Annotated in this window: 23 protein-coding genes; 15 read left to right on the forward strand and 8 right to left on the reverse strand. The window is 41.1% G+C overall.

What is annotated here, in order from left to right:
* Positions 1-94: 94 nt before the first annotated feature.
* Entirely contained in the window at positions 95-2,617 is a 2,523-nt protein-coding gene (locus POV27_RS12200) for a DUF5916 domain-containing protein (protein ID WP_272863055.1), read from the forward strand.
* 70 nt (positions 2,618-2,687) lie between these two features.
* Positions 2,688-3,404: a Dph6-related ATP pyrophosphatase gene (locus tag POV27_RS12205; protein WP_272863056.1), complete on the forward strand. Its 717-nt coding sequence runs from the start codon at positions 2,688-2,690 to the stop codon at positions 3,402-3,404.
* Between the two features lie 98 nt (positions 3,405-3,502).
* Here the strand turns inward: POV27_RS12205 and POV27_RS12210 are convergent, their stop codons facing one another.
* The 3 genes from POV27_RS12210 to POV27_RS12220 are packed head-to-tail and all read right to left on the reverse strand — an operon-like array spanning position 3,503 to position 6,419.
* Positions 3,503-3,865, reverse strand: coding sequence for a hypothetical protein (locus tag POV27_RS12210; protein ID WP_272863057.1), 363 nt, complete (start codon positions 3,863-3,865; stop codon positions 3,503-3,505).
* A gap of 15 nt (positions 3,866-3,880) precedes the next feature.
* The gene (locus POV27_RS12215; protein ID WP_272863058.1) at positions 3,881-5,125 is read right to left on the reverse strand and encodes a BamG family beta-barrel-assembly machinery protein; all 1,245 of its coding nucleotides are present in this window, start codon (positions 5,123-5,125) and stop codon (positions 3,881-3,883) included.
* The gene (locus tag POV27_RS12220; RefSeq protein ID WP_272863059.1) at positions 5,106-6,419 is read right to left on the reverse strand and encodes a DUF4270 family protein; all 1,314 of its coding nucleotides are present in this window, start codon (positions 6,417-6,419) and stop codon (positions 5,106-5,108) included. The genes POV27_RS12215 and POV27_RS12220 overlap by 20 nt, the downstream gene beginning before the upstream one ends.
* Positions 6,420-6,660: 241 nt before the next feature.
* Here POV27_RS12220 and POV27_RS12225 point away from each other — a divergent pair, with 241 nt between their 5' ends.
* From POV27_RS12225 to POV27_RS12280, 12 genes are all read left to right on the forward strand, one after another.
* Entirely contained in the window at positions 6,661-7,689 is a 1,029-nt protein-coding gene (locus POV27_RS12225; RefSeq protein ID WP_272863060.1) for a Kelch repeat-containing protein, read from the forward strand.
* Between the two features lie 105 nt (positions 7,690-7,794).
* Positions 7,795-8,139, forward strand: coding sequence for a DUF4907 domain-containing protein (locus tag POV27_RS12230; protein ID WP_272863061.1), 345 nt, complete (start codon positions 7,795-7,797; stop codon positions 8,137-8,139).
* A gap of 29 nt (positions 8,140-8,168) precedes the next feature.
* The gene (locus POV27_RS12235; RefSeq protein ID WP_272863062.1) at positions 8,169-9,200 is read left to right on the forward strand and encodes a sensor histidine kinase; all 1,032 of its coding nucleotides are present in this window, start codon (positions 8,169-8,171) and stop codon (positions 9,198-9,200) included.
* A 1-nt stretch (position 9,201) separates the two neighbouring features.
* Positions 9,202-9,939, forward strand: coding sequence for a LytR/AlgR family response regulator transcription factor (locus POV27_RS12240; protein ID WP_272863063.1), 738 nt, complete (start codon positions 9,202-9,204; stop codon positions 9,937-9,939).
* 139 nt (positions 9,940-10,078) lie between these two features.
* Positions 10,079-10,996: a PhzF family phenazine biosynthesis protein gene (locus POV27_RS12245; protein ID WP_272863064.1), complete on the forward strand. Its 918-nt coding sequence runs from the start codon at positions 10,079-10,081 to the stop codon at positions 10,994-10,996.
* 76 nt (positions 10,997-11,072) lie between these two features.
* On the forward strand, positions 11,073-11,555 hold the full coding sequence (locus POV27_RS12250; RefSeq protein ID WP_272863065.1) for a hypothetical protein: 483 nt from the start codon (positions 11,073-11,075) through the stop codon (positions 11,553-11,555).
* Between the two features lie 10 nt (positions 11,556-11,565).
* A complete protein-coding gene (locus tag POV27_RS12255; protein WP_272863066.1) occupies positions 11,566-11,985 on the forward strand; it encodes a hypothetical protein in 420 nt (139 codons plus the stop codon).
* A gap of 9 nt (positions 11,986-11,994) precedes the next feature.
* Positions 11,995-12,402 carry an Imm63 family immunity protein gene (locus POV27_RS12260; RefSeq protein ID WP_272863067.1) on the forward strand — a complete coding sequence of 136 codons (408 nt, stop codon included), beginning with the start codon at positions 11,995-11,997 and terminating at the stop codon, positions 12,400-12,402.
* Positions 12,403-12,469: 67 nt separating this feature from the next.
* Entirely contained in the window at positions 12,470-12,802 is a 333-nt protein-coding gene (locus tag POV27_RS12265) for a hypothetical protein (RefSeq protein WP_272863068.1), read from the forward strand.
* Positions 12,803-12,838: 36 nt separating this feature from the next.
* On the forward strand, positions 12,839-13,273 hold the full coding sequence (locus tag POV27_RS12270; protein ID WP_272863069.1) for a cbb3-type cytochrome c oxidase subunit I: 435 nt from the start codon (positions 12,839-12,841) through the stop codon (positions 13,271-13,273).
* A 152-nt stretch (positions 13,274-13,425) separates the two neighbouring features.
* On the forward strand, positions 13,426-13,986 hold the full coding sequence (locus POV27_RS12275) for a TetR/AcrR family transcriptional regulator (RefSeq protein WP_272863070.1): 561 nt from the start codon (positions 13,426-13,428) through the stop codon (positions 13,984-13,986).
* Between the two features lie 56 nt (positions 13,987-14,042).
* Positions 14,043-15,008 carry an alpha/beta fold hydrolase gene (locus POV27_RS12280; protein ID WP_272863071.1) on the forward strand — a complete coding sequence of 322 codons (966 nt, stop codon included), beginning with the start codon at positions 14,043-14,045 and terminating at the stop codon, positions 15,006-15,008.
* 171 nt (positions 15,009-15,179) lie between these two features.
* Here the strand turns inward: POV27_RS12280 and POV27_RS12285 are convergent, their stop codons facing one another.
* The 4 genes from POV27_RS12285 to POV27_RS12300 all read right to left on the reverse strand — a co-directional run bounded on the left by POV27_RS12285 (position 15,180) and on the right by POV27_RS12300 (position 21,633).
* Positions 15,180-15,809, reverse strand: a complete 630-nt coding sequence (locus tag POV27_RS12285; RefSeq protein ID WP_272863072.1) for a carbonic anhydrase family protein — start codon at positions 15,807-15,809, stop codon at positions 15,180-15,182.
* A gap of 12 nt (positions 15,810-15,821) precedes the next feature.
* Complete coding sequence (locus tag POV27_RS12290; RefSeq protein ID WP_272863073.1) at positions 15,822-17,399, reverse strand: SulP family inorganic anion transporter; 1,578 nt, start codon at positions 17,397-17,399, stop codon at positions 15,822-15,824.
* Positions 17,400-17,464: 65 nt separating this feature from the next.
* Positions 17,465-17,767, reverse strand: coding sequence for a hypothetical protein (locus POV27_RS12295; protein WP_272863074.1), 303 nt, complete (start codon positions 17,765-17,767; stop codon positions 17,465-17,467).
* Between the two features lie 137 nt (positions 17,768-17,904).
* Entirely contained in the window at positions 17,905-21,633 is a 3,729-nt protein-coding gene (locus POV27_RS12300; RefSeq protein WP_272863075.1) for a T9SS type A sorting domain-containing protein, read from the reverse strand.
* A gap of 291 nt (positions 21,634-21,924) precedes the next feature.
* On the opposite strand from POV27_RS12300, the gene POV27_RS12305 reads away from it, so the two are divergent.
* Positions 21,925-22,953 (forward strand): M28 family metallopeptidase, encoded by a 1,029-nt coding sequence (locus tag POV27_RS12305; RefSeq protein ID WP_272863076.1) that lies wholly within the window; start codon positions 21,925-21,927, stop codon positions 22,951-22,953.
* 283 nt (positions 22,954-23,236) lie between these two features.
* Here POV27_RS12305 and POV27_RS12310 read toward each other — a convergent pair whose 3' ends face one another.
* Positions 23,237-24,202: a LamG-like jellyroll fold domain-containing protein gene (locus tag POV27_RS12310; protein WP_272863077.1), complete on the reverse strand. Its 966-nt coding sequence runs from the start codon at positions 24,200-24,202 to the stop codon at positions 23,237-23,239.
* Positions 24,203-24,437: the final 235 nt, after the last annotated feature.

Raw genomic sequence — 24,437 nt, forward strand, 5'->3', positions numbered from 1 at the left:
AACGAATTAATAACGTTTTTCCGCGTTTTCACCTGTAACGAATCTAAAATCGTCTGGTCTTTACAGTAACATCATCAATCACAACAACCAATAAATGAAAAGGCTTCTATTATCACTATTCACCGTATGCCTTGTATGTACCACCACCGCACAAGAGCAAGAAAAAGAACCCGAACAAGCGGAAGTACTTGTAAAAAAAACACTTCAAATTTCAAGAACTGAAACGGCACCCAAAATAGACGGTGTGCTGGACGAGGCTATTTGGGCCAATGCCCAAGAGGCCAAGGATTTTACCCAGTTTAGGCCCGATATGGGCGTTAAGGACACGGATTCCATAAAAACCATTGTTAAACTCACCTATGACGATCAGGCCATTTATGTGGGTGCCTATCTTTACGATGACCCCGCTTTGATCGCAAAACAACTTTCCAGTCGAGATAATTTTGGGCAATCCGACTTTTTCGGCTTCGTTGTAAATCCAAATAACGATGCCCAAAACGATACCGAATTCTTTGTATTTGCCTCGGGTACGCAAGCCGATGCCATTGCCAATCCCAGTATTGGAGAAGATTTCGGATGGAATGCTGTTTGGAGCAGTGCCGTGAAGATCAATGACGATGGCTGGGCCGTTGAAATGAAAATCCCCTACCGCTGTCTCCGTTTCGACAATAAAAACTTAGACACTTGGGGGCTTCAGTTTCATAGGCGGTTTAGAAGGGACGATTCTCAATATACATGGAATCCCATTGATATTTCAAAAGGAAATATTGGTCTATATCATGGTGAGTTAAAAGGATTGTCCAATTTAGAACCTCCCGTGCGTTTGGCATTTTACCCTTTTGTATCTACCGTACAAAATAGTTTCGACGGGGAGCTTGAAGATAATTATAATGCGGGCTTGGACGTGAAATATGGAATTACCGAGAATTTTACGTTGGACGCCACGTTAATTCCCGATTTTAGCCAGGCCCGTTTCGATAATGTCTCCTTGAACCTTGGCCCTTTTGAACAGACCTTCTCCGAACAACGTCAGTTCTTTACCGAAGGTGTGGATCTTTTCAATAAAGGAAACCTGTTCTTCTCCCGAAGAGTAGGAAATGCACCTACAGGAAGTGTAACCTTAGGAGACGATGAAGAGGTTATCGATATGCCGAATACCGTAAAAGTATTGAACGCAGTAAAAGTATCGGGGCGTACGAAAAAAGGATTGGGTCTTGGGATATTCAATTCCATTACCGAAAGTACCGATGCCACTATCGAAAATACGGTAACCGGAGAAATTCGTACCGAAGAGGTGGAGCCCTTCACCAATTACAATATCGTTGTGGCCGATCAGCAGTTTAATGGGAACTCGTCTGTGGGTATTATCAACACAAACGTATTGCGTAGTGGTTCTTTTCGGGATGCCAATGTTACGGGGATCATTTCAAGTATTTCGAATAAGCGTAACACCTACAACATTAGGGCGGACCTTAAAATGAGTAACGTTCGGGATTTTGGCGAAACCACTACTGGGTATAGTTCTTTCTTTTTTATTAGAAAGACCCATGGAAACCTAAGGTACAGCTTCGATCATAGATATGCCGATACAAAGTATGACATCAATGATATTGGGCTTCAATTCCGTAACAACTTCAACAATTTTGGAGTGGACGCTAGTTACCGCATCTTCGAACCTACTGAAAAGTGGAATCGCTATGCCGTAGGAACGTACGTAAACTACACCCGTTTGGCAGACCCCAGTACTTTTACTGGTTTCGGGTTCGGTTTTTGGGCCAACGGTACTACCAAAAAACTACACCGAGGTGGTTTCAATATCAACCTACAACCGGGAAGACAATTCGATTACTTTGAACCTAGAAAGGAAGGTAGTTTTTTCATTACCAAGAACGGTGCGAACATAAATGGATGGTACCTATCTAATACTAACAAACGACTTTCTGTAAATGCATGGACCGGAGTGGAAACCTTTATCGATGAGGATCGTGATTATGGGAATTGGTGGCTTGGTTTCAGTCCGCGATTCAGAATGAATGATAAGTTTCAGCTTTCCTATACCGTATCTTGGGATTACTACACCGGCGATCGTGGGTATGTAACCCAAGTAGATGACGATGTAATTATTGGGGATCGTAAGCGATTGGAAGTGGAGCAAACGTTTAACACCAGCTTCAACTTTAACCCCAACAACACATTGGCGCTAACTTTGCGTAACTACTGGGGAACGGTAGAATACGACCGTGTTCTGTTCTCTCTTCAGGATGACGGATACGTGACCAACGAAACCGGTTATACTACCACAAATATTCCTGATAATCCAGATATTAATTTCTCTACTTGGAATTTCGATTTGAGCTACTCGTGGCAGTTTGCCCCTGGAAGTTTCCTAACGGCGCTGTATAGAAATCAGTTATTCAATTTTGACAATGCCGCCAGGGATTCGTATGTGGAAAGTATCGACACCCTTTTTAAACAACCCATTACCCATACGGTTTCGGTGAAGCTGCAATACTTCTTGGATTTCAACCAGATTCCAGCTTTGCTTAGAAACCGAAGGAAAGATCGGGGACCTGATAGTTTCCGAAACCCCAGCGTGAATGACGGGGTATTTCCCTAAAAAGCGTTAGACATAATCCCAATTTGGCCATCAATAATTCGTATGTTTGATGGCCTTATTGGGAATTCTTTTGAATCGAAAAAAAACATACTTCAATTGGAGCTCGGGAAAGGACGCTTCCCTAGCCCTGTATCACCTACAAAAAGATGATTCTTTCGAAATTGACAGGCTCATCACTACTATAAACTCGCACTATGATCGTGTTTCCATGCACGGATTACGCACGGAGCTTTTGAAACGACAAGCCGCGGAAATTGGCATTCCCTTAGACACCATTCCCCTTCCAGAACAACCGAGTATGGAAGACTACAACCGCATCATGACCAATAAGTTAAGGACCCTGAAGAACGATGGTTATACCCATTGTGCCTTTGGCGATATCTTTTTGGAAGATTTGAGGGAATATCGGGAACAGCAGTTGGCAACATTTAGTATTACCTCCATTTTTCCCCTTTGGAAAAGGGATACCAAAGCTCTTATGGAGGAATTTATCCAACTTGGGTTTAAGGCGGTAGTGGTTTGTATTAAATCGGAATTACTCGACGAATCTTTTGTAGGTCGTGAACTGGATGCTTCATTTGTAAAAGATCTCCCGGACAATGTGGATCCCTGTGGCGAAAATGGGGAATTCCATACCTTTTGCTATGAAGGGCCTATTTTCAAAAATCCGGTGACCTTCGAAAAAGGCGAAAAAGTATTTCGTGAATACAAGGCGCCTAAAGAAGATGACTCGGATGCAACCAAAAAATCGATGGGGTTTTGGTTCATTGACTTAATCCCAACTTAACTTGCGATCAAAAAGAAATGCTCCAGACACCCAGAGCATTTCAGGAAACAATTGAAATTATTAACCAAACTTCAATGTAAGTCCACACGATACAAACACTAGGACTTCCGTTTCTTTTTCATCTGTTTTTTCAAGATGGGAATGACCTCATCTTCATATATTTTCATCTGTTCTTCGGTGAGAACTGCCTTTAATGCTTCTGCTTTAGATCGTCCTATTTCCTTCATGTCTCCCACTTTAAAAAACATAGATCCACTACTATTCATAAGATCCACTTGTTTTTGGGTATACAGACGATTGATGGTCTCTACCTGAATCTTCTGTTCTCCGCTCAATGATAACTTATCATCCATTAATGCGGTTTGTTGTGCGGCCATTTCTTCCACAGTGCCCATTTCCTGTGCATAGGAAATGCCCATCATTTGGAGTACCAATGCCATAATTAAAAGGTATGCTTTCATATATTTCTTTTTTTATTAATTAATTTTTCGTCTCAAGAACCAGATGTCCGAAAGGGTTAGGTTAAGATTGATTAAGTGAGTGTTTTCTTCTATAAGGATTCCTTCTACCTGTCCCTGACTCCCATAGCTATAAGAGATATTGAAGGTAGATCCTTTCTTTCCGAAGGGCAGTCCAATCCCAGCTGAAAGTGTATAACTGGACACATTGAAATCGTTGATCTTTAAATACCCTGAGTCATACTGAAAGCCCGCCCGATAACTTACCCGATCCCAATAGGTGAATCCGCGACGATTGGGTGTGTAGTCCATTCCCATACCAATTATATCTTGATCTACATACTCCCCTATATTATCTCTCTGATTGGTATTGCTCCATTCCTTTCGGGTGTAATCCACATTTAGGGTAAGCCCTTTTAATTGAGTGGAACTTACCCCAAAGCCATATTCCAAGGGTAATAAAAAGTTATCGATCGCTACCCCAGTTTCATCTTCTACCAAAGTGGGGTTAAAGTCTAATGTCTTTACTACGTTGCGATCTTGGCTTCCCTTCAAGGATACAGGAAGGTCTACAATTGCTCCTACACTCAGGTTTTTGATAGGATCGTACTGAATCCCAAACCCGAATTGGAATCCGTTGTAGTGATTTTTCTCTTCAATCTGAAGGATATCGTCTTCCAAAATAACACTTTCGGTTTCCTCTATGTTTCCAAAAAGGTAGGAGACATTAAGACCAGCCCTGAATGTATCGGACAAGGTTCTTCCATAGTCCAAACTCATTCTATTAATGCCTCCCGACCCCAGTACATTACTTGTAAAATTTTCTACACTTCCCTCTATATTCGTCTGTATTCCGATAAGGGAATACCCCACATTGGTAGCAGGCGTTAAGGTAAGTCCCACTCCCCATTTTCCGCTGGGATTAAAACCTACGGCGATGTTCGAAAAGTTGGAAGCAATACGCCTTTCATCGTCGGCCCGGTTGGAAACAGCGCTGATCTCTGTATTAATCCCGATATCGAACAAAAAAGTTTTTTCTGGCACATTACTAACGGCGGCGGGATTGTAGGGATTCACAACGAATCCTTCCCCATAGGCGATTCCTGTTTTACCAAATGCATTGAAACCACCCAAATTGGAGTTGCTCTGCACGCCCAATCCAAAAAGAGAATAGGGAGAGCCGGTTAGATTATTACTTTGCGCAATGACTCCTACAGGCACAAGAAGCAGCAACAAAAGGATATTATTCGTCGTAGATGGCATAGATCAAAATAAGTTTGGCGTTAAAATTTTCGCTGTTCTCCCCGTTTACAATCAATCGGTCTACACTGCTCGTAAAGCCGGTAGGGAAAATGGCCAGAGCATCGTCTGCCTCAAAAGGTTCGGCTAATTTCCTATCGATATAGGCACGAACGGGGACCTCGTAAAAGTCTGCATTGAATTCGTTATCCTCGTCGTTTAGCGTACCGTAAACAGCTTCCGTTCCATCGAACAATTGTCCTTGGAAATCATTATTCTGATCTAAAAGATTTACGCTCAAGGAATCAGGTACAACCAAATCGGTATTCAGTGTTTCTGAAGGAACGCGTAGCTCAAGAATGGCATCTAATAGTGTTCCTGTTCCCTCTAAGTTGTTCAATTCCTTAATGCTCGGCAATTGAAGCCGAATGGCCAAACCAGAACCGCTTTGGGTAAAACTCCTATCATCCGAATCCAAGGAAGCTAATATGGTTTCCGGATCATCCAAATCCTCGAATAGGGTATTGCTGAAATCGGTAGTAATATTATTGAATTTCTTTTCGGAAAGTTGATTGGGATTCACCACCAAATCATATGTAAATTCTTCTACCCCGAATTCGTCTTCCACTTTGTAGAAAAACCGCAAAAATGTTTCTTCCGTATCACTTTCAAAACCAATCACAGCTCCGTTATTGGTAGAATTTGGCTGTATGGTTAGCCCTTTGAACAAATCGGTAAGCTCGCCGTCATTATCTACATCTCCATCGCGAATGGCCCTAAAAATCTCTTGCCCAAAGATTAATGGCAAACTAATGTGCAACGAATCCTCATCGAAAGGCTCCGGGCGATAGGATTTGGTAGCTAAGGGAACAGGATCGAAGGGTATGGTGGAAGTGTTGTAATAAAATTCGTCCTCCGGTTCCACATCGTCCAGTAAGCGATGAACCAGAATTTCAGAAATAGCCGTGGTGTCATTGTAGAAATAGGTGTCGTAATCTAATATAAGGGCCACACTATCCAGAACGCCTTCTTCTTCAACCCGATAGGTCAACGGAATAAGCTCAAAGTAGCTGGACGCGCTTACATTCCCGAAGGATTCATCTTCATAACGCCCAACCAGTAATCGATCGGTACCTTCTACAATAATACTATCGAATTTAAAGGTGGAAAGTGATACCGAAAAGGTATCAATGGAAATGACCCGTACGTTAGAGTCGGTAAACTCCTGCCCTATTTCGAAAGTGGGAAGTTCTTCAAAGTCCGAACTACACGCCACAACAAAGAGCAGAAGGAAAAGGTAATAGAGCAATCGCTTCATAATGGTATAATTATGAGGCAAATAAAGAGCATGACTGTAAGGATATAAAGTGCGATAGACCAACGCTAACATTTTGTAGACCAACACTTTATTTTAACATAATTGACCGCCAATTGGGATTGGTAGATAAAATGTCTGGATTGATCTACAAAATTGGATGAATGGTATAGTTTATTTCTTCGTGGGAAAAGGCCTTTCTACATTGCCCTCGATTTTAATGAACCTTTATATAACACCATTTATGCGAAACAAACAATTCACAATAAACTTATCCCACAACAACGGCCATATTGTACGTATCGGTCTTTTAGCACTAGCATCGCTTATGGCGATAAGCTGCAACAATGACGATGATGGTGATGACCGTTTGGGAAATTGGGTAGACCGCTCCATTTTCGATGGGACGCCGCGGAGTAATTCGGCCGCATTCACCATCAACAATATAGGCTATATGGGAACCGGATACGATGGGGACGATTACCTCAAGGATTTTTGGGCCTATGATATGGACGGGAACTTTTGGATTCAGTTATCGGATTTCCCAGGAGTGGAAAGAAGTGCCGCCTCTTCCTTTGCTATCGGAAATCGTGGTTATATGGGAACGGGCTTTGACGGCGACAATGAATTGGCCGATTTCTACGAATACAATCCACAAAACAATACGTGGGCACCCATTTCCGATTTTGGCGGAGGCGTACGTAGAAGTGCTATTGGATTCAATTCGGAAAGTACAGGTTACGTAGGCACTGGATTTGATGGGGATAACGACAAAAAAGACTTCTGGGAGTATGATCCCAATGCCGATACTTGGACGGAACTCATAGGCTTTGGAGGCTCCAAAAGAAGGGATGGCACAGCATTTTCTATAGGCAACACAGTATATATAGGCACTGGAATTTCTAACGGAGTGTTCGCAGATGATTTCTGGGCTTTTAATACAAACAATGAAACTTGGACAGAGCTTGATCCTATAGACGCAGAAGACGATTACGAAATAGCCCGTTCGGGTGCAAGTGGATTCGCCCTTAACGGAAGAGGATATATTGCTGGTGGAAACCTAGGAGCTGGGGCCAGTACCACGGTTTGGGAATACGACCCCAGTTCCGATTCCTGGGAACAAAAGACTTCGATCGAAAAAACGTCAAGGGAGAACCCTATCTCTTTTTACAACGATTCACGTGCCTTTCTTGCTCTAGGAAGAAGTGGCACGCTCTATTTGGACGACAATTTTGAATTCTTCCCCTTTCAGGAAGAAGATGAAGATGACTAATACATTGTTTTGTTGATTATTTTGTTTGATTAAGAACTGGCTTAGGGGATTACGTCACGTTTATGGTTGTTAGGTGTAATTCCCTCCAGTTCCTTTAAAATACCTATGAAGAGAAGAATATCCTATCTGGCTGCGGTCTCCATTATATTCATTGTAGTCATTGTCCTTACACTAATGGTTACGGAATCCCGTGAAGCTACAACTCCGGCCTATCATAGCAAGATCGCCCAACTTTCCAACTCATCCCATTGGTATTACGAAATCTACAAAAACAACCAATTGATCATTAAACAAAGTCACATTCCGGGAGTCAAAGGAATACAGGGCTTTCAATCTAAGGAAGAAGCACAGAAAGTCGCTACGGTGGTCGTTAAAAAATTGGTAAAAGGCGACTTTCCCACTGTGAGCAAGGAAGAGCTTGAAGAATTAAGTATTACATTTAAAAATTAGTTGCAAGACCCTTGGCAAAAAACCATCGCATGAATTTTAGATCGATTTCGTACAAAGAATTTTGGATACATGTCATTGCTTGGGTCTGCCTTTTATCATTTCCCATCAGTTATTCGTATACCCAGTTCGGGGAATTGGATCTTCATATGCTAAGCCGTTTCTTTTTGAATGGCCTCGTTTTCTATCTCAACTATTTGGTATTGGTACCTCAGCTACTTTTGAAGAAGAAAATGATTCAGTACATAGGTCTTTCCATTCTACTGCTCTTCGCAATGAACATTATTGTCATGAATTTGCCTAGTTCTGCAGATTTCGATGCAATAAATAAGGCCATGCGGCAGCAGAGAATCCCAAAGCAAATGCGGCAATTTCGGTATGTTATCCCTACGATGATCTCCTTTGCCTTCTTTCTTTTTGGAGGAACCATTGCTCTAGTGAAGGATTTCTACAAAAGGGACAAGATGGTGAAGCAAAAGGAAATCCAGAAAACGGAAACAGAATTGCGATTGTTGAAGAATCAGCTGAATCCCCACTTTTTGTTCAACTCCCTGAACAGTATTTATTCCTTGGTTCGCAACAAATCGTCCGAAGCTCCCGAAGCCGTCATCACCCTTTCCGAACTCATGCGGTATATGCTGTACGAAGCACGGGAAGAAAAGGTTCCGTTGACCAAAGAAATCAATTATATAAAGAACTATATTTCCCTGCAGCGACTTCGCCTATCCAATAGCGAACACGTCACCTTGGCCATTAAAGGTGACTATGAGGACCGAAAGATTTATCCACTATTGCTTATATCCTTTATAGAAAATGCCTTTAAGTATGGGACGGATTTTAAGGGGGTCACCGATATTGCTATTTCCATAGAGATCGTGCACAGCAAATTGATTTTTCGAGTAAACAACTTTTTGGGAAACTATAAAAAAGACGAGAAAAGTTCTGGTATAGGACTTACCAACATTCGTAGCCGACTGGAACTCTTATACCCAAACGCACATAGTCTAAGCATTAGCAAAGATGAGAAGCGGTATTTTGTAGATTTAGAATTAATTCTTTCATAGCATGAAATGTATCATTATAGATGACGAGCCTTTGGCGCTCAATGTGATAAAATCCTATTGTGAAGACATTGGCACCCTAGAGATTATGGGAACCTATACCAATGCTGTGGAAGCCATGCAAGTCATGCAATCGCAGGAGGTGGATTTGGTATTTTCGGACATTGAGATGCCCCAAATCAACGGAATTGATTTCATAAAGGCGCTCGACAAAAAACCCTTATTCATTTTTACAACCGCCTATCCGCAGTACGCTTTGGAAGGCTTCGAGCTTAACGCGGTAGACTATCTCGTAAAACCCATCCCCTTTTCCAGATTCCTAAAGGCGGTGAATCGCGCCAAGGAAATGTTACAATTAAAGAATAATGCTAAACCCTTTCACAATATGAATGTTTCACCTGCCTTCGGGACTACCTCAACAGAAAAAAAGACGTATATGTTCGTTAAGTCGGAATACGACAACGTGAAGATCGAATTTCAGGAAATAAAGTACGTACAGGGTTTGAAAGATTATTTAAAGATTCACACCACCCGAAGCAACAAGCCCATCCTTACCCTAATGAGTTTTAAGGAAATGCAGACACATTTGCCAGAGGAAGATTTCTTCAGGGTACACAAGTCATTTATTGTGAACATAGGTCGGATCGATTCTATACAAAGAAGCAAGATCGTTATCGACGACATTCGCATTCCCATTGGTGAAAGCTACAAGAGCGATTTTTACGGGCGTATTGGGCTTTAGGGAGATGTATCGACGTAATTCTATTTTTTGAAATAGTCAGAACCCCTTTTCTGAGCTTTTTCTCCTCACGCAGGTCCCATAAAAGTAGTACCTTCATAGTAGCGATATCTGGCTCAGTAAAATTTTAAGGGAATTACGTGTGAAAAAAATCGATTATTACATTCTGGATGTATTTGCTAAGAATAAATACGGAGGCAATCAGCTCGCCGTTAATTTGGACTTGGAGGATGCACTCAATGAAGATGAGATGCTTAGTATAGCTAAGGAAATTAACTTTGCCGAATCTACATTTATCAAACAGAAATTAGGAGAAAATAAGTATGCAGTAAGAATTTTCACTACAGAATCGGAAATTCCATTTGCAGGACATCCAACGATCGGAACCAGCTATGTCATCGCAAATTATTTGATGCGTACTCCTTCAAACACAATCATCTTAGACTTGATGAATGGCGAAATTGAAGTGGTACTGTCGGATGTAAATCAAATAGAGTCATGTTTGTATACAATGACTCAATCCCAACCAGCATTTTTGAAAGAATTTGAAGTAGATGAAGTAGCCACTGGGTTAGGAATTGCTCCTTCCATTTTAAGCGATACTTTGCCCATTCAAGAGATATCAACGGGTCTACCTTTCATTATTATTCCTATACAGAACTTAGAAGGCATGAATCAAATTAAATTAAATGCTCCTCAGTTCAAAGATTTTTTACTGAAACATCAATTATATAAATCTAATTCTCCTAGCGGAATTAGTACATCACTCCTTTTTTTTACAGATGAAACATTTGAAAATGGGAATGATTACAATGTGAGAATGTTTTGCATTGAAGATGAAATCTTAAAAGAAGATTCCGCTACGGGAAGTGCCAATGGATGCTTTCTGGCATATTTGCTTAGAAATAAATCTGATGTGATTAGTGCCAAAATCGAGCAAGGGTTTCAAATGAATAGAAAGTCCTACTTATATTTAGAAGGAAAAAGAAGTGGAAATATGTATGACATCAAAGTAGGTGGATATTCGATAACAATGTCTAAGGGAACGTGGATTTTATAGTAAGAGAAAATGAAGTAGCTAACAAAACCTGAAAAGTATTGAAGTGAAGATTATCCCGAACACAAGCAATGGTTAAATGAATAAAATAAGGGCAGAATATCATAAGACGGAATACACGAATGGACCTCATTTAGTGATGATGATTGATGGGGTTCAATTGAATAAAATTGCAGAGACAATAGATTACCATGGGCATTTAAAGGGTTTGGTTTCAACATTATTGAATGGATGGCTTTACAACAAAAATGAAGAAGAAGTGGTTTGGGAGAGAATTGATTTGAGACCTAATGAAATTAAAATCGTCCCGATTTTAATGTGCCCTGACGATTGTGACTTTAGTTGTACCGTGGTGGTTGTCGAAATGAAATTAGATGGAGACACCGTAAAATGGAATAAATTAGGCATTGACGAGACTTTGACGAGAGCAGATAATCCAAAGACTGTTGGAAGAAACATCAAATGGTTTCAGAACATTGGACCCTTTGAATTTCGAAAAGATGATTTTTATCACTGTATTAATACATTTAAAAAAGAGAAAATAAAAATTGACCAACAATGACTATTTTATCGTGAAAAAGCTTTTCTCCATAATATTGATATTAAACTCAATAATTTCATTTTCCCAGACCGAGAGGGATAGTCTTGCGCTGGATGTGGCTAACTCAATTAAGGCTATTAATGCGTCAGATTATGAAACTTTGCTAAAATATTTTCCGGATTTTGTATTTGACAATATCTCAAAAGAAGAGTTATTAAAAGATGTTTCTGGCGGTAACATTAAATCAAGTATTCCAGAAGTCACAAGCATTAAAATCGATACTATCATAATTATTAATTCTACAAAATATGCTAGGTTCTATATTGAAAATGAAGTTCCAACCTATGGAATAAAGACTAGGAAAAATGCAAATTGGACCTTTATTGATTTAAATGAAGTAACAGAGAAATATATCCCAATCCAAATTAGGCCTACGGTAAAGGACAATTAAGTACAACATATGCCGAAAACCTTAACTGAAATACAGAGCATAGTGAACCAATTGGCCGAAAAAATTAATGCGCCCAATTATTTGTTACCAACTTTTAGCTTACCTATTGGAGACGCAACACCAAATATTGAACTGGATAGTTTTGGGCTATATAATTATGTAATTTCAGAAAGAGGGCGTGAACGTGAAAGAAAAATAACCTCTAGCTTACATGACTTATTATATTGGATATTTTCTTCTGTCACCTTTTCAATGGCTTCTCACTACGAATTGAAAAATAGAATTGAGGGACAAGATTTTAGACGTATCATGTTTGCCAAGCAAGAAGAATTACTCGGAATTTTACATGAAGATTGGAAAGAAAGAGAAGTGAGAGAGCATCAAACAATTCTGAAAAATCATCCATTTAACGATTAGACGAGGCTAAATTTCGTCTGGCGGTATTGCTTCGAATCCAATAGTTTTGACCAATTACATTGAGAGAATGGAAAAAATCACCCTTTATGAATTTGAAAGCCCTAGCATTAAAATCTCAATGGAGATATATTTTAATGAAAACAATCAGTTAATTTTTGATGGGTATGACATCGGAGAGACTGTGAAAGACTTGATGGGCGATTCGGACTATGAATACTATTATACGATCGAATTTGAAGAAGTGAAAAAAATAGCCGCTTTACTCGGGGCGGACATAAATGATAAAATGGCAATTCTACTGGCTATTGAAAAACATTTTAACGGGAATGATGCCTATTCAAAGTTTGGAAATTTCATGAAAAAGAACAATATTATTTATGAACAATTCACTTGGATATAAAGGTATTATTCGAATAAAAAGGGGTTAAGCATTTGAATGAAAACAGTCGTTGAGAAGCCATACTTAATCTTCTTACTTTCCATTCCGATGGTACTGCTCATCGGAGTTTTAAGTGGAGATACCGCTTTCGATATCAATGTACACGACACCTATTTTGTGATCGCTTATTCGCATCTAACAACATTAATTTCCTTTGTTTTTGGAGTCATCGGAATTGGCTACTGGACGATGTACAAAACGAATAGAGCGTTATCTCAATGGCTGAACGGGATCCATATAGGACTTACTTTTGGCGGAGCCATAATCGTATGGATTATGACCTTGTTCTATGGGGATGAAATAATGGAATATGAATTGAACAACAATCTAAGTTTCGTCATAACACTCGTAATCGCAATTATGGTGTTGGGACAAATCATCTTTCCTATTAATATAATTTATGGATTGATAAAAGGAAAAAACATAACCTGAAGTGAAGAACGGCTTCAGAAAATCACTCCTGCGAAGACTTCTTAAAACCCAATCCGTTGTCTATATGTAAACTCTAACATATTCCGTATAAGTTCGATAATTATTTTTTACCGAACGTTTGGTAATTGCTTTTAATTGACTATATTTGCCGTATGAGACCACAAAAAGTATTGGATTCGGACATGATAAAAGGATTGACGCACGTCTTTCGTTCTAAGGGCTACGACGGCGCCAACCTTTCAGAACTGGCCGAAGCCACCAACTTGAAAAAGGCTAGTCTTTATCATCGTTTTCCTGGAGGAAAGCAAGAAATGGCCAAAACGGTTTTGACCCATATTGAAAAATGGGTGGAAGTACATGTGCTAAACGAATTAAAAAATGAAGAGGTAGCACCTAAAAAGCGATTGGTCCAAGCACTGTACCAAATCGACTCCTCCTACAATGGGGGAAAAGAAACCTGTATCTTCAGGGCCCTATCGTTAGAATCGGGCATTACTTTGTTCCAGCAGCAAATAGAAAAGGGAATGCAACAATGGATAGACGCTTTCGAAAGTTTTGGAATGTCCATTGGACTTTCTAAGGACAAGGCCCATGAACTTTCGGTACAAACCTTGATCGATATTCAAGGTAGTCTAGTCGTTGCCAAGGGCATGAACTCTCCTAACGTATTTAAAAATGCACTTAAAAAAATTGAAACCAGATATTCACTGTAAAAAAATTTAACTTTAAATTTTACCGTTCGTTCGGTAATAAACTAAAAATTGTTCACATGAAAAATTATTTTTTAATCCTAAGTTTAATCGCATTATCCTTTACAGCATCATGCGAAACACCCAAAACTACCGAAACCACTAAAATAGTTGTTGATACCACCCATCAATCTGTTCGATTCAAAAAAATGGACATTGACGGAATTAACATCGCTTATCGCGAAGCAGGAAATCCTAGCAACCCAACAATCGTCTTATTACATGGTTTTCCTTCTTCCTCTCATCAGTACCGAAAGGTTTTGTCTCAATTATCCGATCAATTTTATCTCATCGCTCCTGACTATCCCGGATTTGGTGAAAGCGACTTCCCCTCACCCGACGCATACGATTACACTTTCGACAACATTGCCAATACAATAGATAAATTACTGGTGCAGTTAAAACTGGATTCCTACACTTTAATGATACAGGATTATGGAGCACCCGTCGGATTTAGGATTGCAACCAAACATCCCTCAAAAGTAAAGGGTATCATAAATCAGAACGGTAATGCCTATGAAGAAGGATTGGGTGAAGCTTGGGCCGCTGTGCGTGAGCTTTGGGCCGGTAGAAATGATGAAACCGAAAAAGCATTATTAGGAGTATTTTCATTGGAAGGGTTAAAATGGCAATACACCCATGGTGTTAGAAATCCCGAGAATGTAAACCCTGATACCTGGAATCTTGATTATTTACGCCTGTCAAGACCAGGGGCTCATAAGGTAAACCTAGATTTGTTTTACGACTATCAGAACAACATTAAACTATATCCAAAGTGGCAACAATATTTAAGGGATAATCAACCTCCGTTATTAATCGTTTGGGGTAAAAATGATGCCTTTTTCCCTGAAAGTGGTGCCGAAGCCTTTAAAAATGATGTAAAAAACATAGACTATAACATTTTCGACACCGGTCACTTTGCTCTGGAGGAAGACGGAAACGAAATCATTAGTAAGATTAGAGCATTTATGCAGCGAATGGAATAGATCGAAATTAAAAGATGAATCAGCGGAATGGAAGCAATTACTTGATTTTTCTATTCCGCTATTTTTTTGCTCATGAATGAAAACCTCAAAAAACCGCTTGACCAAAAACTTTGTAGCCATAAAAAAACCCGCAATTCAATTGCGGGTTTTCAAATTTATATGTGGAATTCCTTAGGAGTAGAATTCTACCTTTCCTGTAGCGATGTCGTACATTCCACCAACAATGGCGATACTTCCATCATCTTCCAATTCCTTCAACACAGGGCTTTTAGAACGGATATTATCCATGGTCATAAGTACGTTTTTCTTAGCTACTTCGTTTACGAAATCGATGTTCGCAGAAGTACGCTGTGCTGGATCAGTTGGCTCTGCCACTGCATCTACAGCAGGCTCCAGCTTATTGATCAAAGTAGTAAGGTTCCCCAAACGAGCATGATCGCAAGCTCCTTTCACAGCTCCACAGGCCGTATGCCCTAGAACTACCAAAAGTTTGGTTCCAGCCAACTTACACGCAAACTCCATACTTCCTAGGATATCGTCATTAACGAAATTCCCAGCAATACGGATACTGAATACGTCACCAATTCCCTGATCGAACAACAACTCGGCAGACACGCGCGAATCGATACAATGTAGTACCGTAGCGAATGGATACTGTCCGGAAGCCGTATCGTTTATCTGCTCTTGCAGATTACGAGAAACCATGGCTCCATTAACGAATCTTCCGTTTCCAGCTCTCAATGCGTCTAGAGCAGTTTGCGGTGTCATTGCCGCTTGTGTTTCTTGGGTTTGTGCTTTCATAATTTATAAGGTTTATGCTGATTTTGGTCTTAATTTAAAAAATTCGATATAACTGTCTGGGTTTTCGACTACGCCCCTTTCAGAAATTAATTTGATGTGAATTTCGCGATTTTTTGCCTTTTCTGAAAAATCTTCGAGAATTTCTACTATATCATTATCCAAATATCGGGTTTTTCGAACATCTAATTCTAAATAACTCCCTTCTTCCAGACTATCCAGTTCTTTCAGGATCGCTCCTTTGTTGAAAAAGGTTACTTCCTCAGCCAAGGTCATCTTAATTTTGGTCTCTCCATTGCTGTTATCTTCCTTGTGCAAGAAGTGAGAGTTCTGGTAACTCTTAATTAAGATTACAACTACTCCAACGGCCAATCCTAGTCCGATTCCCACTAAAAGGTCGGTAAAGATAATCCCCAATACGGTAACCATGAAGGGAACGAACTGCTTCCACCCTTTTTTGTACATCACTGCAAACAAACCAGGTTTTGCCAATTTATATCCTACCACCAATAGAATGGCAGCCAGCACTGACAATGGAATCATATTTAATAGTCTTGGAATTAACATCACGGAAATTAAAAGGAAGAATCCATGGATAATGGCCGACATTTTGGTGCGACCTCCTGACTGAATGTTAGCAGAGCTTCGTACAATTACCTGTGTAATAGGAAGTCCTCCAATAAATCCAGAAATCATATTTCCAGCTCCCTGCGCCAATAATTCGCGATTGGTAGGTGTTACACGTTTTTCTGGATCCAATTTATCGGTTGCCTCAACACATAAAAGTGTTTCCAAACTCGCTACCAAGGCAAGGGTAAATGCCGTTACCCAAATGGCTGGATTAGTGATTTCACCAAAATTTGGGAAACTAAATTGAGCCAAGAATGAAGACGCGTCTTCCGGAACCGGTACACTTACCAAATTGGCACTGGCAATTTCCAAAGAGGTTCCTCCCGTTAAAGCGAAGAACAGAATTCCGAAAACCACAGCCACTAAAGGACCTTGTACCAGTTTGAAAACTTTAGCCTTTTTAGAAAGTACTTTTTCCCAAAGGATTAAGATTCCAAGACCTACAACAGCAACAAGGGTAGATCCTAGGCTAATAGAGTTTATGGCGTTTATGATTCCGGAAAAGGTGTTTTCTCCGTCTACCTGGATAAAGCCAAAATCTCCTTCCGGATTAGCTCCATATCCAAAGAAATGAGGAATCTGCTTTAGGATAATGATGATTCCAATTCCCGTAAGCATTCCTTTAATCACTGAAGATGGAAAGTAGTATCCAATAACTCCCGCTCTTAGCACTCCGAATAGTAATTGAATGGCACCTCCCAATACAACGGCCAAAAGGAAATTCTCAAAACTACCTAGGGTAGCTATAGCTGCCAATACAATAGCAGCAAGACCCGCAGCGGGTCCACTTACTCCAATTTGTGATCCACTTAAACTTCCTACTACAATTCCTCCTATTATTCCTGCAATTAGACCTGAAAATAGCGGCGCTCCACTCGCCAAGGCAATCCCTAAACATAAAGGCAAAGCCACAAAAAATACAACGATACTCGCTGGTAAATCGTTTTTTAAATATTTAAACATAATACAATAGTTTATCCCCATCAAAAGGGAAAATTGATGATTAATTTTTTGGTTGTGCTGAAAAATTAACCTTTATGTTCTGGAGGGGGAAGGAAGATTTCCTGATGTACTTCGGTAAAGGATTTACCGTAGTTATCGAAAAGTTTTTGTGAAATAATTTCTTCTAGATTTGGGTTTTCGATAAGGTCCTGAAAGAACACGTCCTTATCCAATTCCTTCTTATGTTCCTTTTTCGATTCTTCATCAGAAATATCCAAAGAAATAATCAACTCATTGTCACACTTCAAAAAAGGGGCAACAGAGGGAACCAGTAGGGAAAACACCACTAGAAATGAAACTACACTATGTGCGAATGACTTTAAGTACATAAATTTCGAGAACAAAAATAAAACTCTATCACAAAGAATCCATTAAGCTTTTGTTAAATATTTTAGCTTTTTTATCAAACAAAACGAAGCCCCGAATTCACGGGGCTCCACTGACTAATCTAAAAATCTAACCAAAATTAGTTTTTAATAAATCGCTTGGTCCCTACTACCTTATTATTTTGAGAGATCATGAGCTGATAAATCCCCTGGGACAATGTGTCTATAGCGATTTGTTGGTTGTCCGCAGACACTTCGGACGTACTTAGTATTCTTCCTTGCATGTCTACTATACTAGCGGTATAGCTTCCTTGCAGACCTTTAATATTTATCATTTCGGTTCCTGGGTTTGGATAAAGAACTACATTTTCTAGAGCATTCTCATCTACACCCAATACCTCATCTGGTAATGGAATAAGATCTCCACCAGCAGCCAATGCTACCCAAAGTCCGAAAGGAGCACCGTCACTATTCTGTGAAGGATCTAGGAATCCAGAGGCTACTACCGTAATAGCCGCTCCATCCAACCCAAGTGTACTCAACGGAGCTCCGTAAGCAGCCACTCCTACCGTTCCAGACTCGTCACGGATTTGAAGTACGTAATCTGCTGTAGGTAACTCTAGGTATCCAGCAAACTCAGTATACGACAAGTTATCTACGATCGTACCTGCACCTACTCCAGTTTCCACTACATCTACCGTTGGGGCATCTGTAGAACCGTGGTGTACCAGTACGTCGGTATTGGCAGCATCGGTGGCTACTTCCCTACCCATGTCATAGATTTCCAATCCGAAAGGTGGGGCTGGATCATATCCTGATCCACTTACGATACCGTCGGCCACCACAACATATGTACTATTGGCTGTTAATGTTAATGGGAATGTTGCAATAGCATCTCCCACATCGGTACTGTTACCAGGAGCTATAGCTATTTCAACTCCTACACCTGCATTTAAGTCGATAAACGGTGTCGCGGTTCTGAAGGCAAAGTTATCCACAGCCAAACCACCATTTATGTAAACATCTACTTCGGCTGCAGCCGCATCCGCAGAATTGTGGATTACCTGTACTCGAGCCGTAGAGGCTGGTAATTCGATCAAGTCACCACCTGCAGGTAATGCTACCCAAATTCCGAAAGGAGCGCCGTCACTATTCTGTGAAGGATCCAAGAATCCGGAAGCTACAGCTACCAAAGCAGCACCGTCCAGACCCAAGGTCGCCAATGGAGCCTCATAAGAAGCTACCGTTACTGTACCTGTTTCGTCACGAACTTCTACAGTATAATCTCCTGTAGGTAATTCCAAATACCCTTGGAACTCAGTGTAAGAAATATCATCTACCACAGTACCCGCTCCAACGCCTACTTCCACAATGTCTACCGTAGGGGCATCGGTTGAACCGTGGTGTACCAAAACATCCGTATTAGCAGGATCCGTTGCTGCTTCACGTCCCATATCGTACACTTCCAATCCAAATGCTGGTGCTGGATCATATCCTGATCCACTTACGATACCGTCGGCAACTACTACATAAGTTTCATTAGCAGCCAGGGTTACTGGGAAGACAGCAATCGCATCTCCTACATCGTTACTATCGCCTGGGGCAATAGCGATTTCTACTTCTACTTCGGCATCGAAATCGATAAATGGAGACGCTGTACGGAAGGCAAAGTTATCTATGGCCAATGCGCCGTCAATGTATACATCTACTTCGGCAGCAGCGGCATCGGCAGAGTTATGGATTACCTGTACTCGAGCTTTTTCAATTACTGGAAGTGGAACCAAATCTCCTCCAGCAGCTAGTGCTACCCAAATTCCGAAAGGAGCACCGTCGCTATTTTGTGTTGGATCTAGGAAACCTGAAGCAACAGCTACGATGGCTTGGCCATCTAGGGTCAAATCAGCCAAAGGAGCGGCATAAGAAGCTACCCGTACTGTTCCCGTTTCGTCCTTCACATCCAATTCGTAGTTTGCTGTTGGCAATTCTAAGTATCCTGCGAATTCTGTATAAGCAATGTCATCTACAATGGTTCCAGCTCCTACACCTACTTCAACAATATCAACAGTTGGAGCATCGGTAGAACCATGGTGTACCAATAGATCGGTATTAGCACCGTCGGTAGCAGCTTCACGTCCCATATCATAGATTTCCAATCCGAAAGGTGGGGCTGGATCGTATCCTGTTCCACTTACAATCCCGTCGGCAACTACTACATACGTTTCATTAGCAGCCAAGGTTACTGGGAAGACAGCAATAGCGTCTCCAACATCGTTACTATCGCCTGGGGCAATAGCGATCTCGGTAGTAACACCTGCGTTTAAGTCGATAAATGGAGTAGCCGTTCTAAAGGCGAAGTTGTCTACCGCCAAAGCACCGTCAATATATACGTCTACTTCGGCAGCAGCGGCATCGGCAGAGTTATGGATTACCTGAACACGGGCTGTAGAAGTTGGCAATTCTACCAAAGGTCCTCCTGCAGGTAGGGCTACCCATAATCCGAAAGGAGCTCCATCACTGTTTTGAGTTGGATCCAAGAAACCAGATGCCACAGCAGTTACGGCATTACCCGCCAATCCAAGATCGGCAATAGGCAGTTCGTAAGCGGCTACGGTTACTGTTCCGGTAGCATCGCGTACTTCGATGGAATAATTTAAGCTAGGCAATTGCAGGTAAGAGTTTCTAAACTCTGTATAATCTATATCGTTGGCAATAAGTCCAATACCGATACCTGTTTCGTACACATCTACTGTTGGGGCATCCGTAGCACCGTGATGGATTTGCACATCGGTATTTGCTGGATCTGCAGAAGTTTCCTGCGCACCAGCCAAGATTTCCAATCCAAAGGCAGGGGCCGGATCGTATCCTGTTGGACTTACAATTCCATCAGCTACTACTACATAGGTTTCGTTCCTCATGAGTGTAAGTGGAAATGTGGCAATCGCATCCCCTACTCCGGAACTATCACCAGGTGCTACGGAAATGGTTATACCTACTCCCGCTGGGAAATCCAAGAACGGAGTTGCTGTACGGAAGGCAAAATTGTCGATGGCGAGGGCATCTCCCAAATAAACATCTACTTCGGCTGCAGCAGCATCCGCAGAGTTATGGATTACCTGTACTCGAGCCGTAGAGGCTGGTAATTCTACCAAAGGACCTCCACTAGCCAAGGCCACCCAAACTCCAAAAGCAGGGCCATCTGAGTTTACGGAAGGATCTAGGAAACCAGATGCCACTGCTACGACTGCCTGACCATCTAAGGCCAAATCGGCAAGAGGAGCTTCGTAGGCAGCAACGGTAACGGTGCCTGTTTCATCTCTGATTTCTAAAGCATAATTCGCAGTAGGAAGCTCAAGATAACCCTGAAAGTCGGCGTAAGCCAAGTTATCGACTATAGTACCAGCACCAGCACCTACTTCTACGATGTCCACCGTAGGAGCATCTGTCGAACCATGGTGTACCAAAAGATCGGTGTTGGTTCCACTAGTAGCGGCCTCACGGCCCATGTCGTATACTTCTAAATTAAAAGGTGTAGCAGGATCGTAACCCGTTGGGCTTACGATACCATCAGCTACAATTACATAAGTAGCGCCGTCTGCTAACGTGTAGGTGAAAGTAGCAATGGAGTCGCCCACTCCAGTACTGTCACCAGGAGCAATATCAATGTCCACCGGAGTGCCAGCGGGCAGGTCGATATAAGGTGTTGCAGTTCTAAATGCAAAATTATCGATGGCTAAAACACCATCGACATAAACGTCTACTTCGGCAGCCGCCATGTCTGCCGAATTGTGAATGACCTGAACCCTAGCGTTTTGAGCAAAGGTTAAGGAAACAGTCACCAAAGCGATAAGAGATAGTAGTAACTTTTTCATAATTGATTTTTGTTTAATTTTTTTGAACATTTATTAAACAATCTAACTTCAAAAATTACTACCCCTAAAATTTATTTTAATATTTTTTTAACTTTTTGTTTAAGATTTCACCTTCAAAATTGAACATTTCATGGATTTTCATAAACACTTGTTCAACGAAAACCAATATTAACTGTTTCACAAGCACTTAGGACTCCCTTCTTGTTTAAGGTTGGGCGATTTTCAATTTTCACATTTTTTTTACAATGCCCCATACAACTATATGTATCTTTAAGCACTAAATTAAATGACATGAAGTACGCTTTTCTATTGGGTTTGTCCCTTTTATTTGTTTCCTGTAATACTGCGCAGACCTCTTCCAAAAAGAAGGGTAAGGACCAAACAATTACCGATTACGCCAATACAATCACTTCTGAAGATCTTAAAACGCTCCTTTACGAATTTGCAGATGACAAAATGCAAGGTCGGATGACAGGAACCGATGGACAGAAAATGGCTGCGGCGTACTTAAAGGACTTTTATGTGGCACAGGGAATTGAAGCCCCTGTTGAAAAGGGAGACTACTATCAAGAAATCCCAGCTGAGTATTTTGGGAGAATGAGTGAACCCAAACCTTCCGAAAATGTTGTGGCCTTCATTAAGGGATCTGAAAAGCCCGATGAAGTAATTGTACTTTCCGCCCACTACGATCACGTAGGGACTCGAGATGGTGAAGTGTACAATGGTGCCGATGACGATGGTAGTGGTACCGTTGGGATGTTGGAGATTGCCGAAGCTTTTCAAAAGGCAGTGAAAGACGGAAACGGCCCTAAGCGTTCCATTTTGTTCCTGCACGTTACAGGCGAAGAGATTGGCCTTTACGGATCTAGATACTATACCGAGAACCCATTATTCCCTTTAGAGAATACGGTGTGTAATCTAAATACAGATATGATTGGTCGTATAGCACCCGATAAAAAGGACAGTCCCAACTATGTTTATCTTATTGGAAGCGACAGGTTAAGCCAGGAACTGCATGACGTGTCTGCAGCGGTTGCCAAGGAATACAGTGATTTGGAATTGGATTATAAGTATAACGCAGAAAATGATCCTAATCGTTTTTATTTCCGAAGCGACCATTACAATTTCGCCAAAAACAACATCCCTGTTATTTTCTACTTCAACGGGGTTCACGAAGATTATCACAAACCGACCGACACGCCCGATAAGATCGAATACGATCTGCTAAGGAAGCGCACCCAGCTCATTTTCTATACAACTTGGGAAGTAGCTAACCGCGAAGGACGGATCACCGCAGATAAAGATAAAATACAGGAATAAAAAAGAAAGCCTCTCAAAATTGAGAGGCTTTTTCCAATCCAAAAATAATTATGAAAAATATACCTTATCTCTAGGTAACCACAACTCCATTATTCGAAAAAAACAGGCCAACCTATTGAGGAGCGATGGGCGGCCTGAAAATCCTTTAGAGGAATTTTGGTGCAAACATACAGCATCCCGAAAATCTAAGGTCGATTCAAAATTGCACTTTAACGAAAACATATTTTCCGCAATGCAATAAGCCCTCCATGAGGGCTTATTGCATAGTGAAAAGATAATTGGTTTACTTTATCAAGAGCTGCTTGATGTACTTGGCTCCGTACTGTGACTCAAAAGTAATTTGGTACACTCCAGCATTTAGGGTGCTCACGTCGAAGGTTTGATTGAACTCCGATATCGCCTCTTGCATAACCGTGCTTCCTTTCATATCGGTAATCTTCATTGAAGTTATTTCACCCAAAGAAGCTTGATCATAGGTAATATTGAACTCCGCCCTAGCTGGGTTAGGAGCTACTTTTATTCTTTTGGACAGTTCGTTCACATCATCAATCCCCAAGGGTATATTATTAAAGATATCTTCCACCTCTTGGGCTGTAAGTGCCCGATTGTATACCAGCACTTCGTCCAGTGTTCCTGGAAATCTATTGGTGTCGTTATCCGATTGTGCACCCACTACAAAGGGATACACGCTAGGAGTAATAGAAGCCCCTGGGTCTAATTGCGCTACCATAACACCGTCGATAAACAATTGGGAAACCGATCCGTCATAGATGGCAACAACGTGCATCCAAATACCTGTAGGAACCGCGGCAGAATCAATCACATTGGGTCCATTGATATTCCAACGGATTTGCTGACTCGGGTTCAGTCCCAAATAATAACCTCCCATATCGAATCCACCCCAATTATTAAGAACTCCGGTCCAATCGATCACGGTTTGGTCAATTTTCATCCATACCGCAAGGGAAACTTGATTCTCACTGTCGAAGTCGAAAACACCGGGATGATTTGCCAAGGTTAAGTAATCATCCAACAACAACAAGGCCTTCATAGGCTCTCCGAATCTGTTGTCGGCCGGTAATATGGTTCCTGTGCCTACGGCAATAAGATCATAACCATTTGGACTGGTATCTACATAGGTACCATTATCTAATTCATAGCGCCCCATAAGGCCGTTTTCTGGGATTTGGGCAAATGTGGTGCTAGCACATACTATCGATACTAAAGTTAAGAGTAGTAGTTTTTTCATATTTAGTTGGTTTATTATTGAGACATTGAAGTTAGTGAATTAAATTTATAATTCTCATTGTAAGGTAATTACCAACTTTGAATAGGAAATAAGTGATTGGCTTTACTCCGAAAACAAGTTTTCACGTTGCGCCAATAAAAAAGCCTCCAACATACGTTGAAGGCTTTTATGGGGTGGAAGACCTGTTACACCTATCTCCGATAGGCGTGATCCGAANTGTTACACCTATCTCCGA

It is taken from the genome of Aureisphaera galaxeae, from assembly GCF_028561275.1.
In the GTDB taxonomy this organism is placed as follows: Bacteria; Bacteroidota; Bacteroidia; order Flavobacteriales; family Flavobacteriaceae; genus Aureisphaera; species Aureisphaera galaxeae.

Coding starts and splice junctions, on each gene's coding strand:
- POV27_RS12200 (WP_272863055.1), top strand. CDS start 95: ATGAAAAGGCTTCTATTATCACTATTCACCGTATGCCTTGTATGTACC.
- POV27_RS12210 (WP_272863057.1), bottom strand. CDS start 3,865: ATGAAAGCATACCTTTTAATTATGGCATTGGTACTCCAAATGATGGGC.
- POV27_RS12215 (WP_272863058.1), bottom strand. CDS start 5,125: ATGCCATCTACGACGAATAATATCCTTTTGTTGCTGCTTCTTGTGCCT.
- POV27_RS12220 (WP_272863059.1), bottom strand. CDS start 6,419: ATGAAGCGATTGCTCTATTACCTTTTCCTTCTGCTCTTTGTTGTGGCG.
- POV27_RS12225 (WP_272863060.1), top strand. CDS start 6,661: ATGCGAAACAAACAATTCACAATAAACTTATCCCACAACAACGGCCAT.
- POV27_RS12230 (WP_272863061.1), top strand. CDS start 7,795: ATGAAGAGAAGAATATCCTATCTGGCTGCGGTCTCCATTATATTCATT.
- POV27_RS12235 (WP_272863062.1), top strand. CDS start 8,169: ATGAATTTTAGATCGATTTCGTACAAAGAATTTTGGATACATGTCATT.
- POV27_RS12240 (WP_272863063.1), top strand. CDS start 9,202: ATGAAATGTATCATTATAGATGACGAGCCTTTGGCGCTCAATGTGATA.
- POV27_RS12250 (WP_272863065.1), top strand. CDS start 11,073: ATGAATAAAATAAGGGCAGAATATCATAAGACGGAATACACGAATGGA.
- POV27_RS12260 (WP_272863067.1), top strand. CDS start 11,995: ATGCCGAAAACCTTAACTGAAATACAGAGCATAGTGAACCAATTGGCC.
- POV27_RS12265 (WP_272863068.1), top strand. CDS start 12,470: ATGGAAAAAATCACCCTTTATGAATTTGAAAGCCCTAGCATTAAAATC.
- POV27_RS12270 (WP_272863069.1), top strand. CDS start 12,839: ATGAAAACAGTCGTTGAGAAGCCATACTTAATCTTCTTACTTTCCATT.
- POV27_RS12275 (WP_272863070.1), top strand. CDS start 13,426: ATGAGACCACAAAAAGTATTGGATTCGGACATGATAAAAGGATTGACG.
- POV27_RS12280 (WP_272863071.1), top strand. CDS start 14,043: ATGAAAAATTATTTTTTAATCCTAAGTTTAATCGCATTATCCTTTACA.
- POV27_RS12285 (WP_272863072.1), bottom strand. CDS start 15,809: ATGAAAGCACAAACCCAAGAAACACAAGCGGCAATGACACCGCAAACT.
- POV27_RS12290 (WP_272863073.1), bottom strand. CDS start 17,399: ATGTTTAAATATTTAAAAAACGATTTACCAGCGAGTATCGTTGTATTT.
- POV27_RS12295 (WP_272863074.1), bottom strand. CDS start 17,767: ATGTACTTAAAGTCATTCGCACATAGTGTAGTTTCATTTCTAGTGGTG.
- POV27_RS12300 (WP_272863075.1), bottom strand. CDS start 21,633: ATGAAAAAGTTACTACTATCTCTTATCGCTTTGGTGACTGTTTCCTTA.
- POV27_RS12305 (WP_272863076.1), top strand. CDS start 21,925: ATGAAGTACGCTTTTCTATTGGGTTTGTCCCTTTTATTTGTTTCCTGT.
- POV27_RS12310 (WP_272863077.1), bottom strand. CDS start 24,202: ATGAAAAAACTACTACTCTTAACTTTAGTATCGATAGTATGTGCTAGC.